The organism is Escherichia sp. E2661, assembly GCF_004745185.1.
Lineage (GTDB): Bacteria > Pseudomonadota > Gammaproteobacteria > Enterobacterales > Enterobacteriaceae > Escherichia.
Genome location: NZ_PDIG01000005.1, coordinates 19,436 through 38,126 on the forward strand (window position 1 = coordinate 19,436; position 18,691 = coordinate 38,126).

The 18,691-nt window shown below is 51.7% G+C and carries 11 protein-coding genes, 6 tRNA genes and 4 pseudogenes; 17 read left to right on the plus strand and 4 right to left on the minus strand.

Translation table 11 applies throughout. The features are described 5' to 3' along the window. Positions 1 to 243: 243 nt before the first annotated feature. A complete protein-coding gene (nagE, locus tag CRI63_RS03225) occupies positions 244 to 2,190 on the minus strand; it encodes a PTS N-acetyl glucosamine transporter subunit IIABC (protein ID WP_130259011.1) in 1,947 nt (648 codons plus the stop codon). Positions 2,191 to 2,523: 333 nt separating this feature from the next. Here nagE and nagB point away from each other — a divergent pair, with 333 nt between their 5' ends. The 5 genes and pseudogenes from nagB (at position 2,524) to asnB (ending at position 8,626) form a co-directional block, all read left to right on the plus strand. Further along, positions 2,524 to 3,324: a glucosamine-6-phosphate deaminase gene (gene nagB / locus CRI63_RS03230; RefSeq protein ID WP_001237072.1), complete on the plus strand. Its 801-nt coding sequence runs from the start codon at positions 2,524 to 2,526 to the stop codon at positions 3,322 to 3,324. A 61-nt stretch (positions 3,325 to 3,385) separates the two neighbouring features. After that, positions 3,386 to 4,534: an N-acetylglucosamine-6-phosphate deacetylase gene (gene nagA, locus CRI63_RS03235; protein ID WP_135489580.1), complete on the plus strand. Its 1,149-nt coding sequence runs from the start codon at positions 3,386 to 3,388 to the stop codon at positions 4,532 to 4,534. An 8-nt stretch (positions 4,535 to 4,542) separates the two neighbouring features. After that, positions 4,543 to 5,764 (plus strand): annotated as a pseudogene (gene nagC, locus CRI63_RS03240) (DNA-binding transcriptional regulator NagC). Positions 5,765 to 5,811: 47 nt separating this feature from the next. Beyond that, entirely contained in the window at positions 5,812 to 6,564 is a 753-nt protein-coding gene (nagD, locus tag CRI63_RS03245) for a ribonucleotide monophosphatase NagD (protein ID WP_000153129.1), read from the plus strand. Between the two features lie 398 nt (positions 6,565 to 6,962). Next, a pseudogene (gene asnB / locus CRI63_RS03250) lies at positions 6,963 to 8,626 on the plus strand (asparagine synthase B). Between the two features lie 41 nt (positions 8,627 to 8,667). Here asnB and CRI63_RS03255 read toward each other — a convergent pair. Beyond that, positions 8,668 to 9,105, minus strand: coding sequence for a hypothetical protein (locus tag CRI63_RS03255; protein ID WP_135518484.1), 438 nt, complete (start codon positions 9,103 to 9,105; stop codon positions 8,668 to 8,670). Between the two features lie 331 nt (positions 9,106 to 9,436). On the opposite strand from CRI63_RS03255, the gene CRI63_RS03265 reads away from it, so the two are divergent. From CRI63_RS03265 to CRI63_RS03290, 6 genes are all read left to right on the plus strand, one after another. Then, positions 9,437 to 9,513: transfer RNA gene (locus tag CRI63_RS03265), tRNA-Met, on the plus strand. Between the two features lie 10 nt (positions 9,514 to 9,523). Continuing rightward, positions 9,524 to 9,608: transfer RNA gene (locus CRI63_RS03270), tRNA-Leu, on the plus strand. A gap of 23 nt (positions 9,609 to 9,631) precedes the next feature. Next, positions 9,632 to 9,706: transfer RNA gene (locus CRI63_RS03275), tRNA-Gln, on the plus strand. Between the two features lie 34 nt (positions 9,707 to 9,740). Beyond that, positions 9,741 to 9,815 (plus strand) — tRNA-Gln (locus CRI63_RS03280). 15 nt (positions 9,816 to 9,830) lie between these two features. Then, positions 9,831 to 9,907: transfer RNA gene (locus CRI63_RS03285), tRNA-Met, on the plus strand. Between the two features lie 48 nt (positions 9,908 to 9,955). Beyond that, a tRNA-Gln gene (locus CRI63_RS03290) sits at positions 9,956 to 10,030 on the plus strand. Positions 10,031 to 10,183: 153 nt separating this feature from the next. On the opposite strand, the pseudogene ubiF reads toward CRI63_RS03290, so the two are convergent. Then, positions 10,184 to 11,360: pseudogene (gene ubiF / locus CRI63_RS03295) on the minus strand (3-demethoxyubiquinol 3-hydroxylase). Positions 11,361 to 11,505: 145 nt separating this feature from the next. Here ubiF and miaB point away from each other — a divergent pair. Continuing rightward, entirely contained in the window at positions 11,506 to 12,930 is a 1,425-nt protein-coding gene (gene miaB / locus CRI63_RS03300; RefSeq protein ID WP_000162748.1) for a tRNA (N6-isopentenyl adenosine(37)-C2)-methylthiotransferase MiaB, read from the plus strand. Between the two features lie 51 nt (positions 12,931 to 12,981). Here the strand turns inward: miaB and CRI63_RS24640 are convergent. Beyond that, a pseudogene (locus tag CRI63_RS24640) lies at positions 12,982 to 13,080 on the minus strand (hypothetical protein); the annotation flags it as partial. A gap of 178 nt (positions 13,081 to 13,258) precedes the next feature. Here CRI63_RS24640 and CRI63_RS03305 point away from each other — a divergent pair. From CRI63_RS03305 to gltI, 5 genes are all read left to right on the plus strand, one after another. Beyond that, a complete protein-coding gene (locus CRI63_RS03305) occupies positions 13,259 to 14,299 on the plus strand; it encodes a PhoH family protein (protein WP_001018040.1) in 1,041 nt (346 codons plus the stop codon). Continuing rightward, a complete protein-coding gene (ybeY, locus tag CRI63_RS03310; RefSeq protein WP_130206518.1) occupies positions 14,296 to 14,763 on the plus strand; it encodes an rRNA maturation RNase YbeY in 468 nt (155 codons plus the stop codon). Before CRI63_RS03305 ends, ybeY begins: the two co-directional genes overlap by 4 nt. An 89-nt stretch (positions 14,764 to 14,852) precedes the next feature. Beyond that, positions 14,853 to 15,731, plus strand: coding sequence for a CNNM family magnesium/cobalt transport protein CorC (gene corC, locus CRI63_RS03315; protein ID WP_001278605.1), 879 nt, complete (start codon positions 14,853 to 14,855; stop codon positions 15,729 to 15,731). A gap of 24 nt (positions 15,732 to 15,755) precedes the next feature. Then, on the plus strand, positions 15,756 to 17,294 hold the full coding sequence (gene lnt, locus CRI63_RS03320; protein ID WP_089574998.1) for an apolipoprotein N-acyltransferase: 1,539 nt from the start codon (positions 15,756 to 15,758) through the stop codon (positions 17,292 to 17,294). Between the two features lie 396 nt (positions 17,295 to 17,690). After that, positions 17,691 to 18,599 carry a glutamate/aspartate ABC transporter substrate-binding protein GltI gene (gene gltI, locus CRI63_RS03325; protein ID WP_130258616.1) on the plus strand — a complete coding sequence of 303 codons (909 nt, stop codon included), beginning with the start codon at positions 17,691 to 17,693 and terminating at the stop codon, positions 18,597 to 18,599. Positions 18,600 to 18,691 lie beyond the last annotated feature (92 nt).

Here is an 18,691-nt window from a genome sequence, read left to right on the forward strand (position 1 = left end):
CGTATAACGGCGTATGATCTTATAAGCGGGACAGGCTGACAACTGTTAGTTAGAGAAAATCGAAAAATCTAACAAAGATTATGGGGATAGTTGATGAAAAAAAAAGCGGCAGAGAAGATCTCCACCGCTTTTGCCAGTCCTGCGTCATTGTTGGATGTGAGGCTTATGCGTCTTATCCAACCTACACAGCGCTTTTGTAGGCCTGATAAGACGCGTCAAGCGTCGCATCAGGCATAAAGCAGATTACTTTTTGATTTCATACAGCGGTGTTTGACCCGCCACAACATGACCCTGAGCTTTAATGATCAAGCCGCTGAAATCGTCGATATTGCTGCAAACCACCGGGCTAATCATCGAGCGGGCGTTAGCGTTCAGGTAATCCAGATCCATTTCCAGAATCGGTTGCCCTGCGCTTACCTGCGCGCCCTCTTCCACCAGACGTTTAAAGCCTTTACCTTCCAGCGCTACGGTGTCGATACCCATGTGGACGACGATCTCTGCGCCTTTTTCAGTTTCAAGGCAGAACGCGTGGTTGGTGTTGAAGATTTTCACGATGGTTCCCGCCGCTGGTGATACAACGATTTTATCCGTCGGTTTCACCGCCACACCGTCGCCCACGGCTTTGCTGGCGAACGCTTCGTCTGGCACCTGATCCAGTGCGACAACATCACCGGTAATTGGCGATACCAGCTCAGCGATAGACACTGCGTTTGGTACAGCCTGCGGTTTCGCTACCGGAGCGGCAGTTGCCGGAGCAGCTTCAGCAGAAGCAGCAGCTACCGGGCCGCGAGCAACGACTTTCTTCATCGCATCGCCGATGGATTCTGCTTTCGCGCCGACAATCACCTGGATGGTCTGTTTGTTCAGTTTCACCACCCCAGAAGCACCCAGACGTTTACACATCGCATCGTTGACACGTGCTGAGTCAGCCACAGTCAAGCGCAGACGAGTAATACAGGCGTCAATCGCTTTTAGATTGTCACTACCACCAACTGCCGCAATGTAGTTGGTTGCCAGTTGAGTTAAGCCTTCTTCGGTATTGCTGTTCGCTTCTTCAGTAACGATCTCGTCATCTTTATCTTCACGACCTGGCGTTTTCAGGTTGAACATACGGATAACCGCACTGAACACCACAAAGTAGATAGCGAAGAAAACAACGCCCATCACCAGCAGCATCCAGACGTTCTGGCTGGCTGCTGGCAGGTTGTACATCAACGCGTAGTCGATAGCGCCCGCAGAGAAGGAAAAGCCCGCGTGGATCCCCAGCAACGTTGCCACAAACAGACTGATACCCGTCAGCAGTGCGTGCAGGAGGTACAGCAGCGGAGCAAGGAACATAAACAGGAATTCCAGCGGCTCAGTCACACCGGTCAGGAACGCGGTGATAGCAACAGAAAGCAGCATCCCGCCAACCATCGGGCGACGCTCTTTCGGTGCTGCGAAGTACATCGCCAGCGCCGCACCTGGCAGACCGAACATCATGATCGGGAAGAAGCCAGACATGAACATCCCCGCAGTGCCGTCGCCCGCATAGAAGCGGTTGATGTCACCGTGGAAAACCGTACCCGCAGAGTTGGTGAATTCACCAATCTGGAACCAGGCGATGGTGTTCAGTACCTGATGCAGACCGGTTGGGATCAGCAGACGGTTGATGAAACCAAAGATACCGGAACCCAGCGCGCCCGCAGAAACGATCCACTCTCCGCCTGCATGGATAGCGTGCTGTACCGGCGGCCAGACGTAACCAAAAATGGCTGCCAGCACCAGGCAGAAGAAGCCGGTGGCGATCGGCACAAAACGTTTGCCGCCGAAGAAGCTCAGGAAGTCCGGCAGTTTAATATCCGACCAACGGTTATAGGCTGCACCACCGACCAGACCGGTAATGATACCTGCCAGAACCCCCATGTTAATTTCTGGGTTGATGGTCACCATCGCTTTAGTTAACACAAAGTAACCAACCGCACCCGCCAACGCAGCTGCACCTGCACTGTCTTTGGACCAGCTGGAGGCCACGCCGATCGCAAAGATCAACGCCAGGTTATCAAAAATCGCGCCGCCTGCCTGGGCAATAAACGCAACATTAAGTAAATCTGGCTGGCCGAATCGCAGCAACAGTGCCGCCACCGGCAGCACCGCGATAGGGAGCTGTAACGCCCTACCGAGTCGCTGGAAAAAACCTAAAATATTCATCTTATTCCCCCTACGAGAACCCTATTTGGCTCGTTTAAAGCCGTATTTTTATTTTGCAGCAAATTGTGCTGCCGATGTTCTGTAATCAAGTTGTTAGATCATCTGCTACAGAGTGTGTGAAAATTTAATTCGTACCGCAAATTAAACGCGCGTCTTTTGTGAGTTTTGTCACCAAATATCGTTATCATTACTCCCTTTTACTGGCTAAACCAGAAAACTTATTTTATCATTCAAAAAATCAGGTCGGATTGACGCCTGTCTGCGCAAATCCAGGTTACGCTTAAAGATGCCTAATCCGCCAACGGCTTACTTTTTACTTACTTGAGGTGAATAATGAGACTGATCCCCCTGACTACCGCTGAACAGGTCGGCAAATGGGCTGCTCGCCATATCGTTAATCGTATTAATGCGTTCAAACCGACAGCCGATCGTCCGTTTGTGCTTGGCCTGCCGACTGGCGGCACGCCGATGACCACCTATAAAGCGTTAGTCGAAATGCATAAAGCAGGCCAGGTCAGCTTTAAGCACGTTGTCACCTTCAACATGGACGAATATGTCGGTCTGCCGAAAGAGCATCCGGAAAGCTACTACAGTTTTATGCACCGTAACTTCTTCGATCACGTTGATATTCCAGCAGAAAATATCAACCTTCTCAACGGCAATGCCCCGGATATCGACGCCGAATGCCGCCAGTATGAAGAAAAAATTCGCTCTTACGGTAAAATCCATCTGTTTATGGGTGGTGTAGGTAACGACGGTCACATTGCATTTAACGAACCAGCCTCTTCTCTTGCCTCTCGCACCCGTATCAAAACCCTGACACATGACACTCGCGTCGCAAACTCTCGTTTCTTTGATAACGATGTTAATCAGGTGCCAAAATATGCGCTGACCGTAGGTGTGGGTACACTGCTGGATGCCGAAGAAGTGATGATTCTGGTGCTGGGCAGCCAGAAAGCACTGGCACTGCAGGCTGCCGTTGAAGGTTGCGTTAACCACATGTGGACCATCAGCTGTCTGCAACTGCATCCGAAAGCGATCATGGTGTGCGATGAGCCTTCCACCATGGAGCTAAAGGTTAAGACTTTAAGATATTTCAACGAATTAGAAGCAGAAAATATCAAAGGTCTGTAATTGTTATCCCTGCCCTGACGCCTTGCTCAGGGCATTATTATTTTTGAAATCGGGGGTCGGAATGTATGCATTAACCCAGGGCCGGATCTTTACCGGTCATGAATTTCTTGATGACCATGCAGTTGTTATCGCTGATGGCCTGATTAAAAGCGTCTGCCCAGTAGCGGAACTGCCGCCAGAGATTGAACAACGTTCACTGAACGGGGCCATTCTCTCCCCCGGTTTTATCGATGTGCAGTTAAACGGCTGCGGCGGCGTACAGTTTAACGATACCGCTGAAGCGGTCAGCGTGGAAACGCTGGAAATCATGCAGAAAGCCAATGAGAAATCAGGCTGCACTAACTATTTGCCAACGCTTATCACCACCAGCGATGACCTGATGAAACAGGGTGTTCGCGTGATGTGCGAGTACCTGGCAAAACATCCGAATCAGGCGTTAGGTTTACACCTGGAAGGCCCGTGGCTGAATCTGGTGAAAAAAGGTACCCATAATCCGAATTTCGTACGTAAACCGGATGCCGCGCTGGTCGATTTCCTGTGTGAAAATGCCGATGTCATTACCAAAGTGACGCTGGCACCGGAAATGGTTCCAGCAGAAGTGATCAGCAAACTGGCAAATGCCGGGATTGTGGTGTCTGCCGGTCACTCCAATGCAACGTTAAAAGAAGCGAAAGCCGGTTTCCGCGCGGGGATTACCTTTGCCACCCATCTGTACAACGCGATGCCGTATATTACCGGTCGTGAACCGGGCCTGGCGGGCGCGATCCTCGACGAAGCGGACATTTATTGCGGTATTATTGCCGATGGTCTGCATGTTGATTACGCCAACATTCGCAATGCCAAACGTCTGAAAGGCGACAAACTGTGTCTGGTCACTGACGCGACTGCGCCAGCAGGTGCCAATATTGAACAGTTCATTTTTGCGGGTAAAACAATATACTACCGCAACGGACTTTGTGTGGATGAGAATGGTACGTTAAGTGGTTCATCCTTAACCATGATTGAAGGCGTGCGTAATCTGGTTGAACATTGCGGTATCGCACTGGATGAAGTGCTGCGTATGGCGACGCTCTATCCGGCTCGTGCGATTGGCGTTGAAAAACGTCTCGGCACTCTCGCCGCAGGTAAAGTGGCCAACCTGACCGCATTCACACCTGATTTTAAAATCACCAGGACCATCGTTAACGGTAACGAGGTCGTAACCCAATAAGAGAAAGTATGACACCAGGCGGACAAGCTCAGATAGGTAATGTTGATCTCGTAAAACAGCTTAACAGCGCGGCGGTTTATCGCCTGATTGACCAGCATGGGCCAATCTCGCGAATTCAGATTGCTGAGCAAAGCCAGCCTTGCCCCCGCCAGCGTAACCAAAATTACGCGTCAGCTTATCGAACGCGGGCTGATCAAAGAAGTTGATCAGCAGGCCTCCACCGGGGGCCGCCGCGCTATCTCTATCGTCACCGAAACCCGCAATTTCCACGCAATCGGCGTACGTCTCGGTCGTCACGACGCCACCATCACCCTGTTTGATCTCAGCAGCAAAGTTCTGGCAGAAGAACATTACCCGCTACCTGAACGTACCCAGCAGACGCTGGAACATGCCCTACTGAATGCCATTACTCAGTTTATTGATAACCACCAGCGCAAGCTGCGGGAGCTGATCGCCATTTCAGTGATCCTGCCAGGGCTGGTCGACCCGGACAGCGGCAAAATTCACTACATGCCGCATATTCAGGTGGAAAACTGGGGGCTGGTTGAAGCACTGGAAGAGCGTTTTAAAGTGACCTGTTTTGTCGGCCACGATATCCGCAGTCTGGCGCTGGCAGAGCACTACTTCGGTGCAAGTCAGGATTGCGAAGACTCCATTCTGGTGCGCGTGCATCGCGGAACGGGGGCAGGAATCATCTCTAACGGGCGCATTTTTATCGGCCGCAACGGCAACGTCGGCGAAATTGGCCATATTCAGGTCGAACCGCTGGGAGAACGCTGCCACTGTGGCAACTTCGGCTGCCTGGAAACTATCGCTGCCAACGCTGCCATTGAACAGCGGGTGTTGAATCTGTTAAAGCAGGGCTATCAGAGCCGTGTGCCGCTGGATGACTGCACTATCAAAACAATCTGCAAAGCCGCGAACAAAGGCGATAGCCTGGCCTCGGAAGTGATCGAGTACGTAGGTCGTCATCTGGGCAAAACCATCGCCATTGCTATCAACTTATTTAATCCGCAAAAAATTGTCATTGCCGGTGAAATCACCGAAGCCGATAAAGTGCTACTCCCTGCTATCGAAAGCTGCATTAATACTCAGGCACTGAATGCGTTTCGCACTAATCTGCCGGTGGTACGTTCTGAGCTGGATCACCGCTCAGCAATCGGCGCTTTTGCGCTGGTAAAACGCGCCATGCTCAACGGTATTTTGCTCCAGCATTTGCTGGAAAATTAATGTGCTTTTATAGTGGCGCTTATTGTTGTCAATATTCTGGGTAGTCCATGACCATTAAAAATGTAATTTGCGATATCGACGGCGTGCTGATGCACGATAACGTCGCCGTACCGGGTGCAGCGGAATTTTTGCACGGGATTATGGATAAAGGCCTGCCGCTGGTGTTGCTGACCAACTATCCTTCGCAGACCGGGCAAGATCTGGCGAACCGCTTTGCCACTGCCGGTGTCGATGTGCCGGACAGCGTGTTTTATACCTCCGCGATGGCAACCGCCGATTTCCTGCGTCGCCAGGAAGGCAAGAAAGCGTATGTGGTGGGCGAAGGCGCACTGATTCATGAACTGTACAAAGCTGGTTTTACGATTACCGATGTGAACCCTGATTTTGTGATTGTTGGCGAAACGCGCTCCTACAACTGGGACATGATGCATAAAGCGGCCTATTTCGTCGCTAATGGTGCACGCTTTATCGCCACCAACCCGGACACCCACGGGCGCGGTTTTTATCCCGCCTGTGGCGCGCTGTGCGCGGGCATTGAGAAAATATCCGGGCGCAAACCGTTCTATGTTGGTAAACCCAGCCCGTGGATCATCCGTGCAGCATTAAACAAAATGCAGGCCCACTCGGAAGAAACGGTGATTGTCGGCGATAACCTACGTACCGACATTCTGGCGGGCTTCCAGGCCGGTCTGGAGACGATTCTTGTGCTCTCCGGCGTTTCGTCGCTCGACGATATCGACAGCATGCCGTTCCGCCCAAGCTGGATTTACCCGTCAGTCGCTGAAATCGACGTTATCTGAATAGCAACCACGTCTCAGGGCGTGGTTGATATTGATGACAAACGCCAAACAGCCTGATGCGCTACGCTTATCAGGCACACGCAGCTCCTGCAATATATTGAATTTTCATGCTTTTGTAGGCCGGATAAGGCGTTCACGCCGCATCCGGCATGAACAAATCGCACTTTGTCAGCAATTTGGCCCCCGTAAAATATAACCATTCAATAAAACCCGCTAAAAATTATCGATTCATCAATAAATACATCCTCACACCAGACCTTTTTTCACCAATCGACAATCACTATTACGTTTTTTTATTTTTCCACTGCCAAATCGCTTGCGCACAGTGCTGCTTTGCGGCATTTTTTTAAACAAGCAAAACACAACAAGCAACAAATACCAGGTTAACGGAGAAGGTTATGTGTTCAATTTTTGGCGTATTCGATATCAAAACAGACGCAGTTGAACTGCGGAAGAAAGCCCTCGAACTGTCACGCCTGATGCGTCATCGTGGCCCGGACTGGTCCGGTATTTATGCCAGCGATAACGCCATTCTCGCCCACGAACGTCTGTCAATTGTTGACGTTAACGCGGGGGCGCAACCTCTCTACAACCAACAAAAACCCACGTACTGGCGGTAAACGGTGAAATCTACAACCACCAGACATTGCGCGCCGAATATGGCGATCGTTACCAGTTCCAGACCGGGTCTGACTGTGAAGTGATCCTCGCGCTGTATCAGGAAAAAGGGCCGGAATTTCTCGACGACTTGCAGGGCATGTTTGCTTTTGCCCTGTACGACAGCGAAAAAGATGCATACCTGATTGGCCGCGACCATCTGGGGATCATCCCACTGTACATGGGCTATGACGAACACGGTCAGCTGTATGTGGCCTCAGAAATGAAAGCCCTGGTGCCAGTTTGCCGCACGATTAAAGAGTTCCCGGCGGGGAGCTATTTATGGAGTCAGGACGGCGAAATCCGTTCTTATTATCATCGCGACTGGTTCGACTTTGATGCAGTGAAAGATAACGTGACCGACAAAAATGAACTGCGTCAGGCACTGGAAGATTCCGTAAAAAGCCATCTGATGTCTGACGTGCCTTACGGCGTGCTGCTCTCGGGTGGTCTGGATTCCTCAATTATTTCCGCTATCACCAAGAAATATGCCGCTCGTCGCGTGGAAGATCAGGAACGCTCTGAAGCCTGGTGGCCGCAGTTACACTCGTTTGCTGTAGGTCTGCCGGGTTCACCGGATCTGAAAGCAGCCCAGGAAGTGGCGAACCATCTGGGTACTGTGCACCACGAAATTCACTTCACTGTACAGGAAGGTCTGGATGCCATCCGCGACGTGATTTACCACATCGAAACTTATGATGTGACCACTATTCGCGCTTCAACACCGATGTATTTAATGTCGCGTAAGATCAAGGCGATGGGCATTAAAATGGTGTTGTCCGGTGAAGGTTCTGACGAAGTGTTTGGCGGTTATCTTTACTTCCACAAAGCGCCGAACGCTAAAGAACTACATGAAGAAACGGTGCGTAAACTGCTGGCTCTGCATATGTATGACTGCGCGCGTGCCAACAAAGCGATGTCAGCCTGGGGTGTGGAAGCACGCGTTCCGTTCCTCGACAAGAAATTCCTCGACGTAGCAATGCGTATTAACCCGCAGGATAAAATGTGCGGCAACGGTAAGATGGAAAAACACATCCTGCGTGAATGTTTTGAGTCGTACCTGCCTGCAAGTGTTGCCTGGCGGCAGAAAGAGCAGTTCTCCGATGGTGTCGGTTACAGTTGGATTGACACACTGAAAGAAGTGGCGGCACAGCAGGTTTCTGATCAGCAACTGGAAACAGCCCGCTTCCGCTTCCCATACAACACGCCGACCTCAAAAGAAGCGTACCTGTACCGGGAGATCTTTGAAGAACTGTTCCCGCTTCCGAGCGCCGCAGAGTGCGTACCGGGCGGTCCTTCCGTCGCGTGTTCTTCCGCTAAAGCGATCGAGTGGGATGAGGCGTTCAAGAAAATGGACGATCCTTCTGGTCGTGCGGTTGGCGTTCACCAGTCAGCGTATAAATAAGACGTGTAATATTGCCCCGGAGAAATCCGGGGCAATTTCAGTTACTGGGGAGCTTGTTGATTCTGATACGCAGTGAGGAAATGTTCCGGATTTGCTACATCGCTGTCAGATAACTCATTATTGTAAGCGACTGACCAGGTTGCCGATTCCTCCGGGATATGCAGGCTTCCATTTCCCTCTTTCAGGCGTAATAACTCAAAAGATTCACCCTTGATTACAGCGGTATAAGATTTCTCACCTTCCTGTAATACTTTTACTTTGCAGCGAAAAATCTGACCATCGATGTCATTATCAACATGAGATACCTGAACGAGTGCCTCATTAGACGCTTTCGGCCCGATTCGCATCATCCATACCACAGCGCCTTCCTGCCCACGATAGCCAAAAACATATTTACCGATTTCCGGTTTGACCGTATCGGCAAACGCGGATTGCATAATTAATAAGACACCCATCAACATCGTCATAAAACGCAGCATAGTATTCCCTCAATAAATCGCCTGAAGTGATAGCAGAGATGCAGGCGTAGCGATCCCTGCCCTGTCCTGTGCAACGGGCCAGTATTTCATGGATTAATTTCCCACCACTATTGTTGAATTCCGAATTTCATCCTGTGTGACAAAAGAATGGCTGTAAGGCAGGGGAAAAACACAAAGTAAACAATAATTGACGAATATAGCGCCACGCTGTTCGCAACCTAACCAAACAGTCACTTTCGAGCAATTTTCCTTGAAAAAGAGGTTGACGCTGCAAGGCTCTATACGCATAATGCGCCCCGCAACGCCGATAAGGTATCGCGAAAAAAAAGATGGCTACGTAGCTCAGTTGGTTAGAGCACATCACTCATAATGATGGGGTCACAGGTTCGAATCCCGTCGTAGCCACCATCTTTTTTTTGCGGGAGTGGCGAAATTGGTAGACGCACCAGATTTAGGTTCTGGCGCCGCAAGGTGTGCGAGTTCAAGTCTCGCCTCCCGCACCATTCACCAGAAAGCGTTGTACGGATGGGGTATCGCCAAGCGGTAAGGCACCGGTTTTTGATACCGGCATTCCCTGGTTCGAATCCAGGTACCCCAGCCATCTTCTTCGAGTAAGCGGTTCACCGCCCGGTTATTGGGGTATCGCCAAGCGGTAAGGCACCGGTTTTTGATACCGGCATTCCCTGGTTCGAATCCAGGTACCCCAGCCATCGAAGAAATAATCTGGCTACGTAGCTCAGTTGGTTAGAGCACATCACTCATAATGATGGGGTCACAGGTTCGAATCCCGTCGTAGCCACCAAATTCTGAATCTGTCGAATAGATTCGGCAAATTCAAAAACAAATTTGTTGGGGTATCGCCAAGCGGTAAGGCACCGGATTCTGATTCCGGCATTCCGAGGTTCGAATCCTCGTACCCCAGCCACATTAAAAAAGCTCGCTTCGGCGAGCTTTTTGCTTTTCTGCGTATATTCAATGCCGAATATGATGCTGACACGTCTTATCCTTCAATGTCGGATGCGACGCTGGCGCGTCTTATCCGACCTACGGTTGGCATGCTTCCGGCAATGTTGTAAGGCTACAACCCTAACGCATATTTCAGCGCCTGACGTTTCAACACGCCAGCACGCTCCGCCGCCATTAATCCGAGATTACGCACAAAAACGCAGTGGTGGCAGATTATTGCTGAATCCGGCATAAAACAGATCCATACCGCTCTGCATAATGAAGTTATCCGCCATGCGCCGCATCTGGTAACGCTTGAGCACAGGATAACTGGCCCACGCTTCGCCATAGCTGCGGGCGTTCACCAGGACATCAATCAGGGCATCGACATCACGATAACCAAGATTCACCCCCTGCCCCGCCAGCGGATGGATGGTATGCGCGGCATCGCCTACCAGTGCAAGCCCTGGTTGCACATACTGCAACGCATGGCGACGTGTCAGCGGAAACGCACCAGCGGCAAGCGGTGTCACGTAACCCAGACGCGACGGGAAATGCTTCGCGATTTTCGCCTGTAACTGCGCCATATTCATATTCTGCAACTGGCGAATGCGCGCCGGAGAGTCATACCACACCAGCGATGCCCAGTTATCAAACAATGGCAGAAACGCACGCGGTCCGTCCGGGGTAAATTGCTGCCAGGTGCTGTCGCCGGGATCGTTCTCACACTGTACGCTAATCAACATACACGACTGCGCATACTGCCAGGCATGAACGCCAATTCCCGCTATCTGCCGCACCTGCGAATTTGCGCCGTCGGCACCAATCACCAACTTCGCGCGGATCGTTTCTCCGCCCTTCAGTTCCAGCTCCTGAAGATCATTATGGCGATGCAGCGCAATCAGCGAGGTTGGCACACGTAACGTTACTTTCGGATGCGCTTCCAGCACCTGCCACAGCGCCTGTTGCAGGACAGTGTTTTCCACCATGTAGCCAAGCAGCGGCAGCTTTAGTTCAGCAGCATCAAACACCACATGCGCCGTTTCCCACTCCCAGGTTTCCAGTCTGCGATAAGGATGGCAACGCATGGCCTGTACCGCATCCCAGACGCCTAAACCTTTAAGCAATGATACCGAAGCCGCACTGATCGCCGAGATCCGCACATCCGGCTGGCTGTCAGCGACAAATGGCGCAGGTTCTGCGTGCTCGATCACCGTTACCGCAAATCCGTGCTGTGCCAGCCCCAGCGCCAGTGCGCCGCCGACCATTCCTCCGCCGACAATGGCAATTTCCGTTGGTTGATTTGTCATGGTCAATCATCCTGTTAGCAATATGCTTTAAGTTTACAGGATTTTTACCCCCAAGGGCTGATAACGCTCATACTGGTCACAACGGCAGCAAAGCATTACACTATGCGCCCTGCATTCCTGGCTACTATTTCGCAAGAGCAAGTCGATGACCAAAAAACTCCATATTAAAACCTGGGGCTGTCAGATGAACGAGTACGATTCATCGAAGATGGCCGATCTGCTGGATGCCACCCACGGCTATCAACTGACCGACGTGGCGGAAGAAGCGGATGTGCTGCTGCTGAACACCTGCTCAATCCGCGAGAAGGCTCAGGAAAAAGTCTTCCATCAGTTGGGTCGCTGGAAACTGTTAAAAGAGAAGAATCCAGACCTGATTATCGGCGTCGGCGGCTGCGTGGCATCGCAAGAAGGCGAGCACATTCGCCAGCGCGCCCACTATGTCGATATTATTTTTGGGCCGCAAACGCTGCACCGTCTGCCGGAGATGATCAACTCCGTGCGCGGCGACCGCAGCCCGGTTGTAGATATCAGCTTCCCGGAAATTGAGAAGTTTGACCGTCTGCCGGAACCGCGCGCCGAAGGGCCGACCGCGTTTGTCTCCATCATGGAAGGCTGCAATAAATATTGCACCTACTGCGTGGTGCCTTACACCCGTGGTGAAGAGGTAAGCCGTCCGTCCGACGATATTCTGTTTGAGATTGCCCAGCTTGCTGCTCAGGGCGTGCGTGAAGTCAACCTGCTCGGTCAGAATGTGAATGCCTGGCGTGGTGAGAACTACGACGGCACCACCGGAACGTTTGCCGATCTGCTGCGTCTGGTTGCTGCGATCGACGGGATCGATCGTATTCGCTTTACCACCAGCCATCCGATCGAATTCACCGACGATATCATCGAAGTGTATCGCGACACGCCGGAGCTGGTGAGCTTCCTGCACCTGCCGGTACAGAGCGGTTCCGATCGCATTCTGAACCTGATGGGCCGTACTCACACGGCGCTGGAGTACAAAGCGATCATCCGTAAACTGCGTGCGGCGCGTCCGGATATTCAGATCAGTTCTGACTTCATCGTTGGCTTCCCTGGCGAAACCACCGAAGACTTCGAGAAAACGATGAAGCTGATTGCCGACGTCAATTTCGACATGAGCTACAGCTTTATCTTCTCTGCACGTCCGGGTACGCCAGCCGCCGATATGGTTGATGATGTTCCGGAAGAAGAGAAGAAGCAGCGTCTGTATATTCTGCAAGAACGTATCAATCAGCAAGCGATGGCATGGAGCCGCCGGATGCTCGGCACCACCCAGCGTATTCTGGTAGAAGGTACATCGCGTAAGAGCATCATGGAGCTTTCTGGGCGTACCGAAAATAACCGCGTGGTCAACTTCGAGGGCACACCGGATATGATCGGTAAATTCGTCGATGTAGAAATCACCGACGTCTACCCGAACTCTCTGCGCGGTAAAGTGGTGCGTACTGAAGATGAAATGGGTCTGCGCGTGGCAGAAACACCCGAATCGGTGATTGCCCGTACCCGCAAAGAAAACGACCTTGGCGTGGGTTATTATCAGCCGTAATTCTCAGGCCCGCCGGTCTGGTAAGTTTTGAGACTGACGGCAAACGCAAATTGCCTGATGCGCTACGCTTATCAGGCCTACATGATTCCAGCAATATATTGAATTCGCATGAATTTGTAGGCCGGACAAGGCGTTTACGCCGCATCCGGCATGAACAACACGCACTTCGTCAATAATCACTGGCCCCGCCGTTCCGGTGGGCCTTGTTTTTTCTCTCTTTATCCCCATCTTTATCGCAATGCTTGCGCCTTTTTCCTGTGGCGTGAATAATTTCGTTATAGGCCGGTGAATGTTCAGCTTCCGGCGGCATACAGATAAGAGGAACAGTTTGAACATAGACACTCGCGAAATCACCCTGGAGCCAGCAGACAACGCGCGTCTGTTGAGCCTGTGCGGCCCGTTTGATGACAACATCAAACAACTCGAACGCCGTCTCGGCATCGAAATCAATCGCCGCGATAACCACTTTAAACTGACCGGCCGCCCGATTTGCGTCACCGCCGCGGCAGACATTCTGCGCAGCCTGTATGTCGATACCGCCCCAATGCGCGGTCAGATTCAGGATATCGAACCAGAACAGATCCACCTTGCGATTAAAGAAGCGCGGGTGCTGGAGCAAAGCGCGGAGAGCGTGCCGGAGTACGGCAAAGCGGTCAATATCAAAACCAAACGCGGCGTAATTAAGCCGCGCACGCCAAACCAGGCGCAGTACATCGCCAATATTCTCGACCATGACATCACCTTCGGCGTTGGCCCGGCGGGTACGGGTAAAACCTACCTGGCAGTGGCTGCGGCAGTTGATGCCCTGGAGCGTCAGGAAATTCGCCGTATTTTGCTGACTCGTCCGGCAGTAGAAGCCGGTGAGAAGCTGGGCTTCCTGCCTGGCGATTTAAGCCAGAAAGTAGATCCGTATCTGCGCCCGCTGTACGACGCGCTGTTTGAAATGCTGGGCTTTGAGAAAGTCGAGAAACTGATTGAGCGCAACGTTATTGAAGTCGCACCGCTGGCTTATATGCGTGGTCGTACGCTGAACGACGCGTTTATCATTCTTGATGAAAGCCAGAACACCACCATCGAACAGATGAAGATGTTCCTGACCCGTATCGGTTTTAACTCAAAAGCGGTTATCACCGGCGACGTCACACAGATCGACCTGCCGCGTAATACTAAATCAGGTTTGCGTCATGCCATCGAAGTGCTGGCCGATGTCGAAGAGATCAGCTTTAACTTCTTCCACAGCGAAGACGTGGTTCGTCACCCGGTGGTGGCGCGTATCGTTAACGCCTATGAAGCCTGGGAAGAAGCCGAACAAAAACGTAAAGCGGCGCTGGCGGCAGAACGCAAGCGCGAAGAACAGGAACAAAAATGAGTCAGGTGATCCTCGATTTACAACTGGCATGTGAAGATAATTCCGGGTTACCGGAAGAGAGCCAGTTTCAGACATGGCTGAATGCGGTGATCCCGCAGTTTCAGGAAGAGTCGGAAGTGACTATTCGCGTGGTCGATACCGCCGAAAGCCACAGTCTGAATATGACCTATCGCGGTAAGGATAAGCCGACCAACGTGCTCTCCTTCCCGTTTGAAGTGCCGCCTGGCATGGAGATGTCGCTACTGGGCGATCTGGTTATCTGCCGTCAGGTGGTTGAGAAGGAAGCACAGGAGCAAGGCAAACCACTGGAGGCACACTGGGCGCATATGGTGGTGCACGGCAGTCTGCATTTGTTAGGTTACGATCACATCGAAGATGACGAAGCAGAAGAAATGGAAGCCCTCGAAACAGAGATTATGCTTGCTCTGGGCTATGAGGATCCGTACATTGCCGAGAAAGAATAATTTGCCAGGCATTTGACTGGCAGATGTCCCCGCCGTTGGTGATTAACGACGGCGTTTTGATTAACTAACATGAGAACCCATACGACGCCATGAGCGACGACAATTCACACAGTAGTGACACGATAAGCAACAAGAAGGGATTTTTCTCCCTGTTACTCAGCCAACTTTTCCACGGTGAACCGAAAAACCGTGACGAACTGCTGGCGCTGATCCGTGATTCCGGGCAGAACGACCTTATCGACGAAGATACGCGCGATATGCTCGAAGGAGTGATGGACATCGCAGACCAACGCGTCCGCGACATCATGATCCCCCGCTCCCAGATGATTACCCTGAAACGCAACCAGACGCTGGACGAATGCCTTGATGTCATCATCGAGTCCGCCCACTCACGTTTCCCGGTGATTAGCGAAGACAAAGATCACATTGAAGGGATTCTGATGGCGAAAGACTTGCTGCCGTTTATGCGCAGCGATGCTGAAGCCTTCAGCATGGACAAAGTGTTACGTCAGGCGGTTGTCGTTCCTGAAAGTAAGCGCGTAGACCGGATGCTGAAAGAGTTTCGCTCTCAGCGTTACCACATGGCGATCGTCATTGACGAATTCGGTGGGGTTTCCGGTCTGGTGACCATTGAAGACATCCTGGAACTGATTGTTGGTGAGATTGAAGACGAGTATGACGAAGAAGATGATATCGACTTCCGTCAGCTGAGTCGTCATACCTGGACCGTGCGCGCACTGGCTTCTATTGAAGACTTCAACGAAGCGTTCGGCACCCACTTTAGCGATGAAGAGGTTGACACTATCGGTGGTCTGGTGATGCAGGCATTTGGGCATCTTCCGGCGCGTGGCGAAACCATCGACATCGACGGTTACCAGTTCAAAGTGGCGATGGCCGATAGTCGGCGTATTATTCAGGTTCATGTCAAAATCCCGGATGACTCACCCCAGCCGAAGCTGGATGAATAAAACCGAAACTGGATAGATAACTACATGGCTTTTGCCTCATTAATTGAACGCCAGCGCATTCGCCTGCTGCTGGCGTTATTATTCGGTGCCTGCGGAACGCTGGCCTTCTCTCCTTACGACGTCTGGCCTGCGGCGATTATTTCGCTGATGGGGCTTCAGGCGTTGACCTTTAACCGCCGTCCACTCCAGTCTGCCGCTATTGGCTTTTGCTGGGGATTTGGCCTCTTTGGCAGCGGTATCAACTGGGTCTATGTCAGTATCGCGACCTTTGGCGGAATGCCTGGCCCGGTTAACATCTTCCTGGTGGTACTGCTGGCGGCGTATTTGTCGCTGTATACCGGACTGTTTGCTGGCGTGCTGTCGCGTCTGTGGCCGAAAACCACCTGGCTGCGCGTGGCGATTGCCGCCCCTGCTCTCTGGCAAGTGACCGAGTTTCTGCGCGGTTGGGTGCTGACTGGCTTCCCGTGGTTACAGTTCGGCTATAGCCAGATTGATGGCCCGTTAAAAGGGCTGGCACCGATAATGGGCGTGGAAGCCATTAACTTCCTGCTGATGATGGTTAGCGGCCTGCTGGCACTGGCGTTAGTCAAACGCAACTGGCGTCCGCTGGTGGTGGCCGTCGTACTGTTTGCCCTTCCCTTCCCGCTGCGTTACATCCAGTGGTTTACCCCGCAACCGGAGAAAACCATTCAGGTTTCGATGGTTCAGGGCGATATTCCGCAATCGCTGAAGTGGGATGAAAGTCAGCTTCTTAATACGCTGAAGATTTACTACAACGCAACGGCACCGCTGATGGGCAAATCATCGTTGATTATCTGGCCGGAGTCAGCGATAACCGATCTGGAAATTAATCAGCAGCCGTTCCTCAAAGCACTGGACGGTGAGTTGCGCGATAAAGGTAGCTCGCTGGTAACCGGGATTGTCGACGCGCGTCTCAATAAGCAGAACCGCTACGATACCTACAACACCATCATCACGCTGGGTAAAGGTGCGCCGTACAGCTATGAATCAGCCGATCGCTATAACAAAAACCATCTGGTGCCGTTTGGCGAGTTTGTCCCGCTGGAGTCGATTCTGCGTCCGTTAGCACCGTTCTTTGATCTGCCGATGTCGTCGTTCAGCCGTGGGCCATATATCCAGCCACCGCTATCGGTAAATGGTATTGAGCTTACTGCGGCCATTTGCTATGAGATCATTCTTGGCGAGCAAGTGCGCGATAACTTCCGCCCGGATACCGACTATCTGCTGACTATCTCCAACGATGCGTGGTTTGGTAAGTCTATTGGTCCTTGGCAGCACTTCCAGATGGCGCGAATGCGTGCGCTGGAGCTGGCGCGCCCACTGTTGCGCAGCACCAACAACGGCATTACGGCGGTGATTGGCCCGCAGGGGGAGATTCAGGCGATGATCCCGCAATTCACCCGCGAGGTGTTGACCACTAACGTGACGCCGACCACCGGACTCACACCGTACGCACGTACCGGCAACTGGCCGCTGTGGGTGCTGACGGCACTGTTTGGTTTTGCCGCTGTGTTGATGAGCTTGCGTCAGCGACGTAAATAATCCCTTCTTATCGTGCCGGAATACATCCCGTATTTCGGCACGCTCGCCGGATGCGGCATCAGTGCGTTATCCGGATAATAAAATTCCCCTATCCAACTTTGGCACATCTATTGCTTTGTTATACAAGGCAAACCCTGAATCAGCATCAGTACAACCTGGTTGCACCACAGTAATCCAGCGGTAGCACTAAAAGAGTGCATTTTAAGAATTTTGCTTCGGAATGGTGCGGCGCATCTCGCAAAAACAAACAATAAAACAGCATTATCTTTACATTTAGCCAAACTAAATGTTACCTAACAAGCACAACACTGCACAATAAAGTTGCAGATGATAACAACACAAACACTCACAACGGGTATCCATGCGTTTTTAACGCAGAAGATAAAGGAGTTGGATATGCAATTACGTAAACCTGCCACAGCAATCCTGGCCCTGGCGCTTTCCGCAGGACTGGCACAGGCAGATGACGCCGCCCCGGCAGCGGGCAGTACTCTGGACAAAATCGCCAAAAACGGTGTGATTGTCGTCGGTCACCGTGAATCTTCAGTGCCTTTCTCTTATTACGACAATCAGCAAAAAGTGGTGGGTTACTCGCAGGATTACTCCAACGCCATTGTTGAAGCAGTGAAAAAGAAACTCAACAAACCGGACTTACAGGTGAAACTGATTCCGATCACCTCACAAAACCGTATTCCACTGCTGCAAAACGGCACTTTCGATTTTGAATGTGGTTCCACCACCAATAACGTCGAACGCCAAAAACAGGCGGCTTTCTCTGACACTATTTTCGTGGTCGGTACGCGCCTGCTGACCAAAAAGGGCGGCGATATCAAAGATTTTGCCGACCTGAAAGACAAAGCCGTGGTCGTCACTTCCGGCACTACCTCTGAAGTTTTGCTCAACAAACTGAATGAAGAGCAAAAAATGAATATGCGCATCATCAGCGCCAAAGATCACGGTGACTCTTTCCGCACCCTGGAAAGCGGTCGTGCCGTTGCCTTTATGATGGATGATGCCCTGCTGGCCGGTGAACGTGCGAAAGCGAAGAAACCAGACAACTGGGAAATCGTTGGCAAGCCGCAGTCTCAGGAAGCCTACGGTTGTATGTTGCGTAAAGATGATCCGCAGTTCAAAAAGCTGATGGATGACACCATCGCTCAGGTGCAGACCTCCGGTGAAGCGGAAAAATGGTTTGATAAATGGTTCAAAAATCCAATTCCGCCGAAAAACCTGAACATGAATTTCGAACTGTCAAACGAAATGAAAGCACAGTTCAAAGAACCGAATGACAAGGCACTGAACTAATTACAAGAACCAGGGGCGGAAATTCCAGCCCTCTCGATTGTTACGTAGCACGGACAGACTATACGCCTGATGGTCGTTCCCCATCGGGCCTG

What these genes read in the sequence shown, in the direction of transcription:
- nagE (WP_130259011.1), bottom strand. Translation starts at nt 2,190, where the DNA reads ATGAATATTTTAGGTTTTTTCCAGCGACTCGGTAGGGCGTTACAGCTC.
- nagB (WP_001237072.1), top strand. Translation starts at nt 2,524, where the DNA reads ATGAGACTGATCCCCCTGACTACCGCTGAACAGGTCGGCAAATGGGCT.
- nagA (WP_135489580.1), top strand. Translation starts at nt 3,386, where the DNA reads ATGTATGCATTAACCCAGGGCCGGATCTTTACCGGTCATGAATTTCTT.
- nagD (WP_000153129.1), top strand. Translation starts at nt 5,812, where the DNA reads ATGACCATTAAAAATGTAATTTGCGATATCGACGGCGTGCTGATGCAC.
- CRI63_RS03255 (WP_135518484.1), bottom strand. Translation starts at nt 9,105, where the DNA reads ATGCTGCGTTTTATGACGATGTTGATGGGTGTCTTATTAATTATGCAA.
- miaB (WP_000162748.1), top strand. Translation starts at nt 11,506, where the DNA reads ATGACCAAAAAACTCCATATTAAAACCTGGGGCTGTCAGATGAACGAG.
- ybeY (WP_130206518.1), top strand. Translation starts at nt 14,296, where the DNA reads ATGAGTCAGGTGATCCTCGATTTACAACTGGCATGTGAAGATAATTCC.
- corC (WP_001278605.1), top strand. Translation starts at nt 14,853, where the DNA reads ATGAGCGACGACAATTCACACAGTAGTGACACGATAAGCAACAAGAAG.
- lnt (WP_089574998.1), top strand. Translation starts at nt 15,756, where the DNA reads ATGGCTTTTGCCTCATTAATTGAACGCCAGCGCATTCGCCTGCTGCTG.
- gltI (WP_130258616.1), top strand. Translation starts at nt 17,691, where the DNA reads ATGCAATTACGTAAACCTGCCACAGCAATCCTGGCCCTGGCGCTTTCC.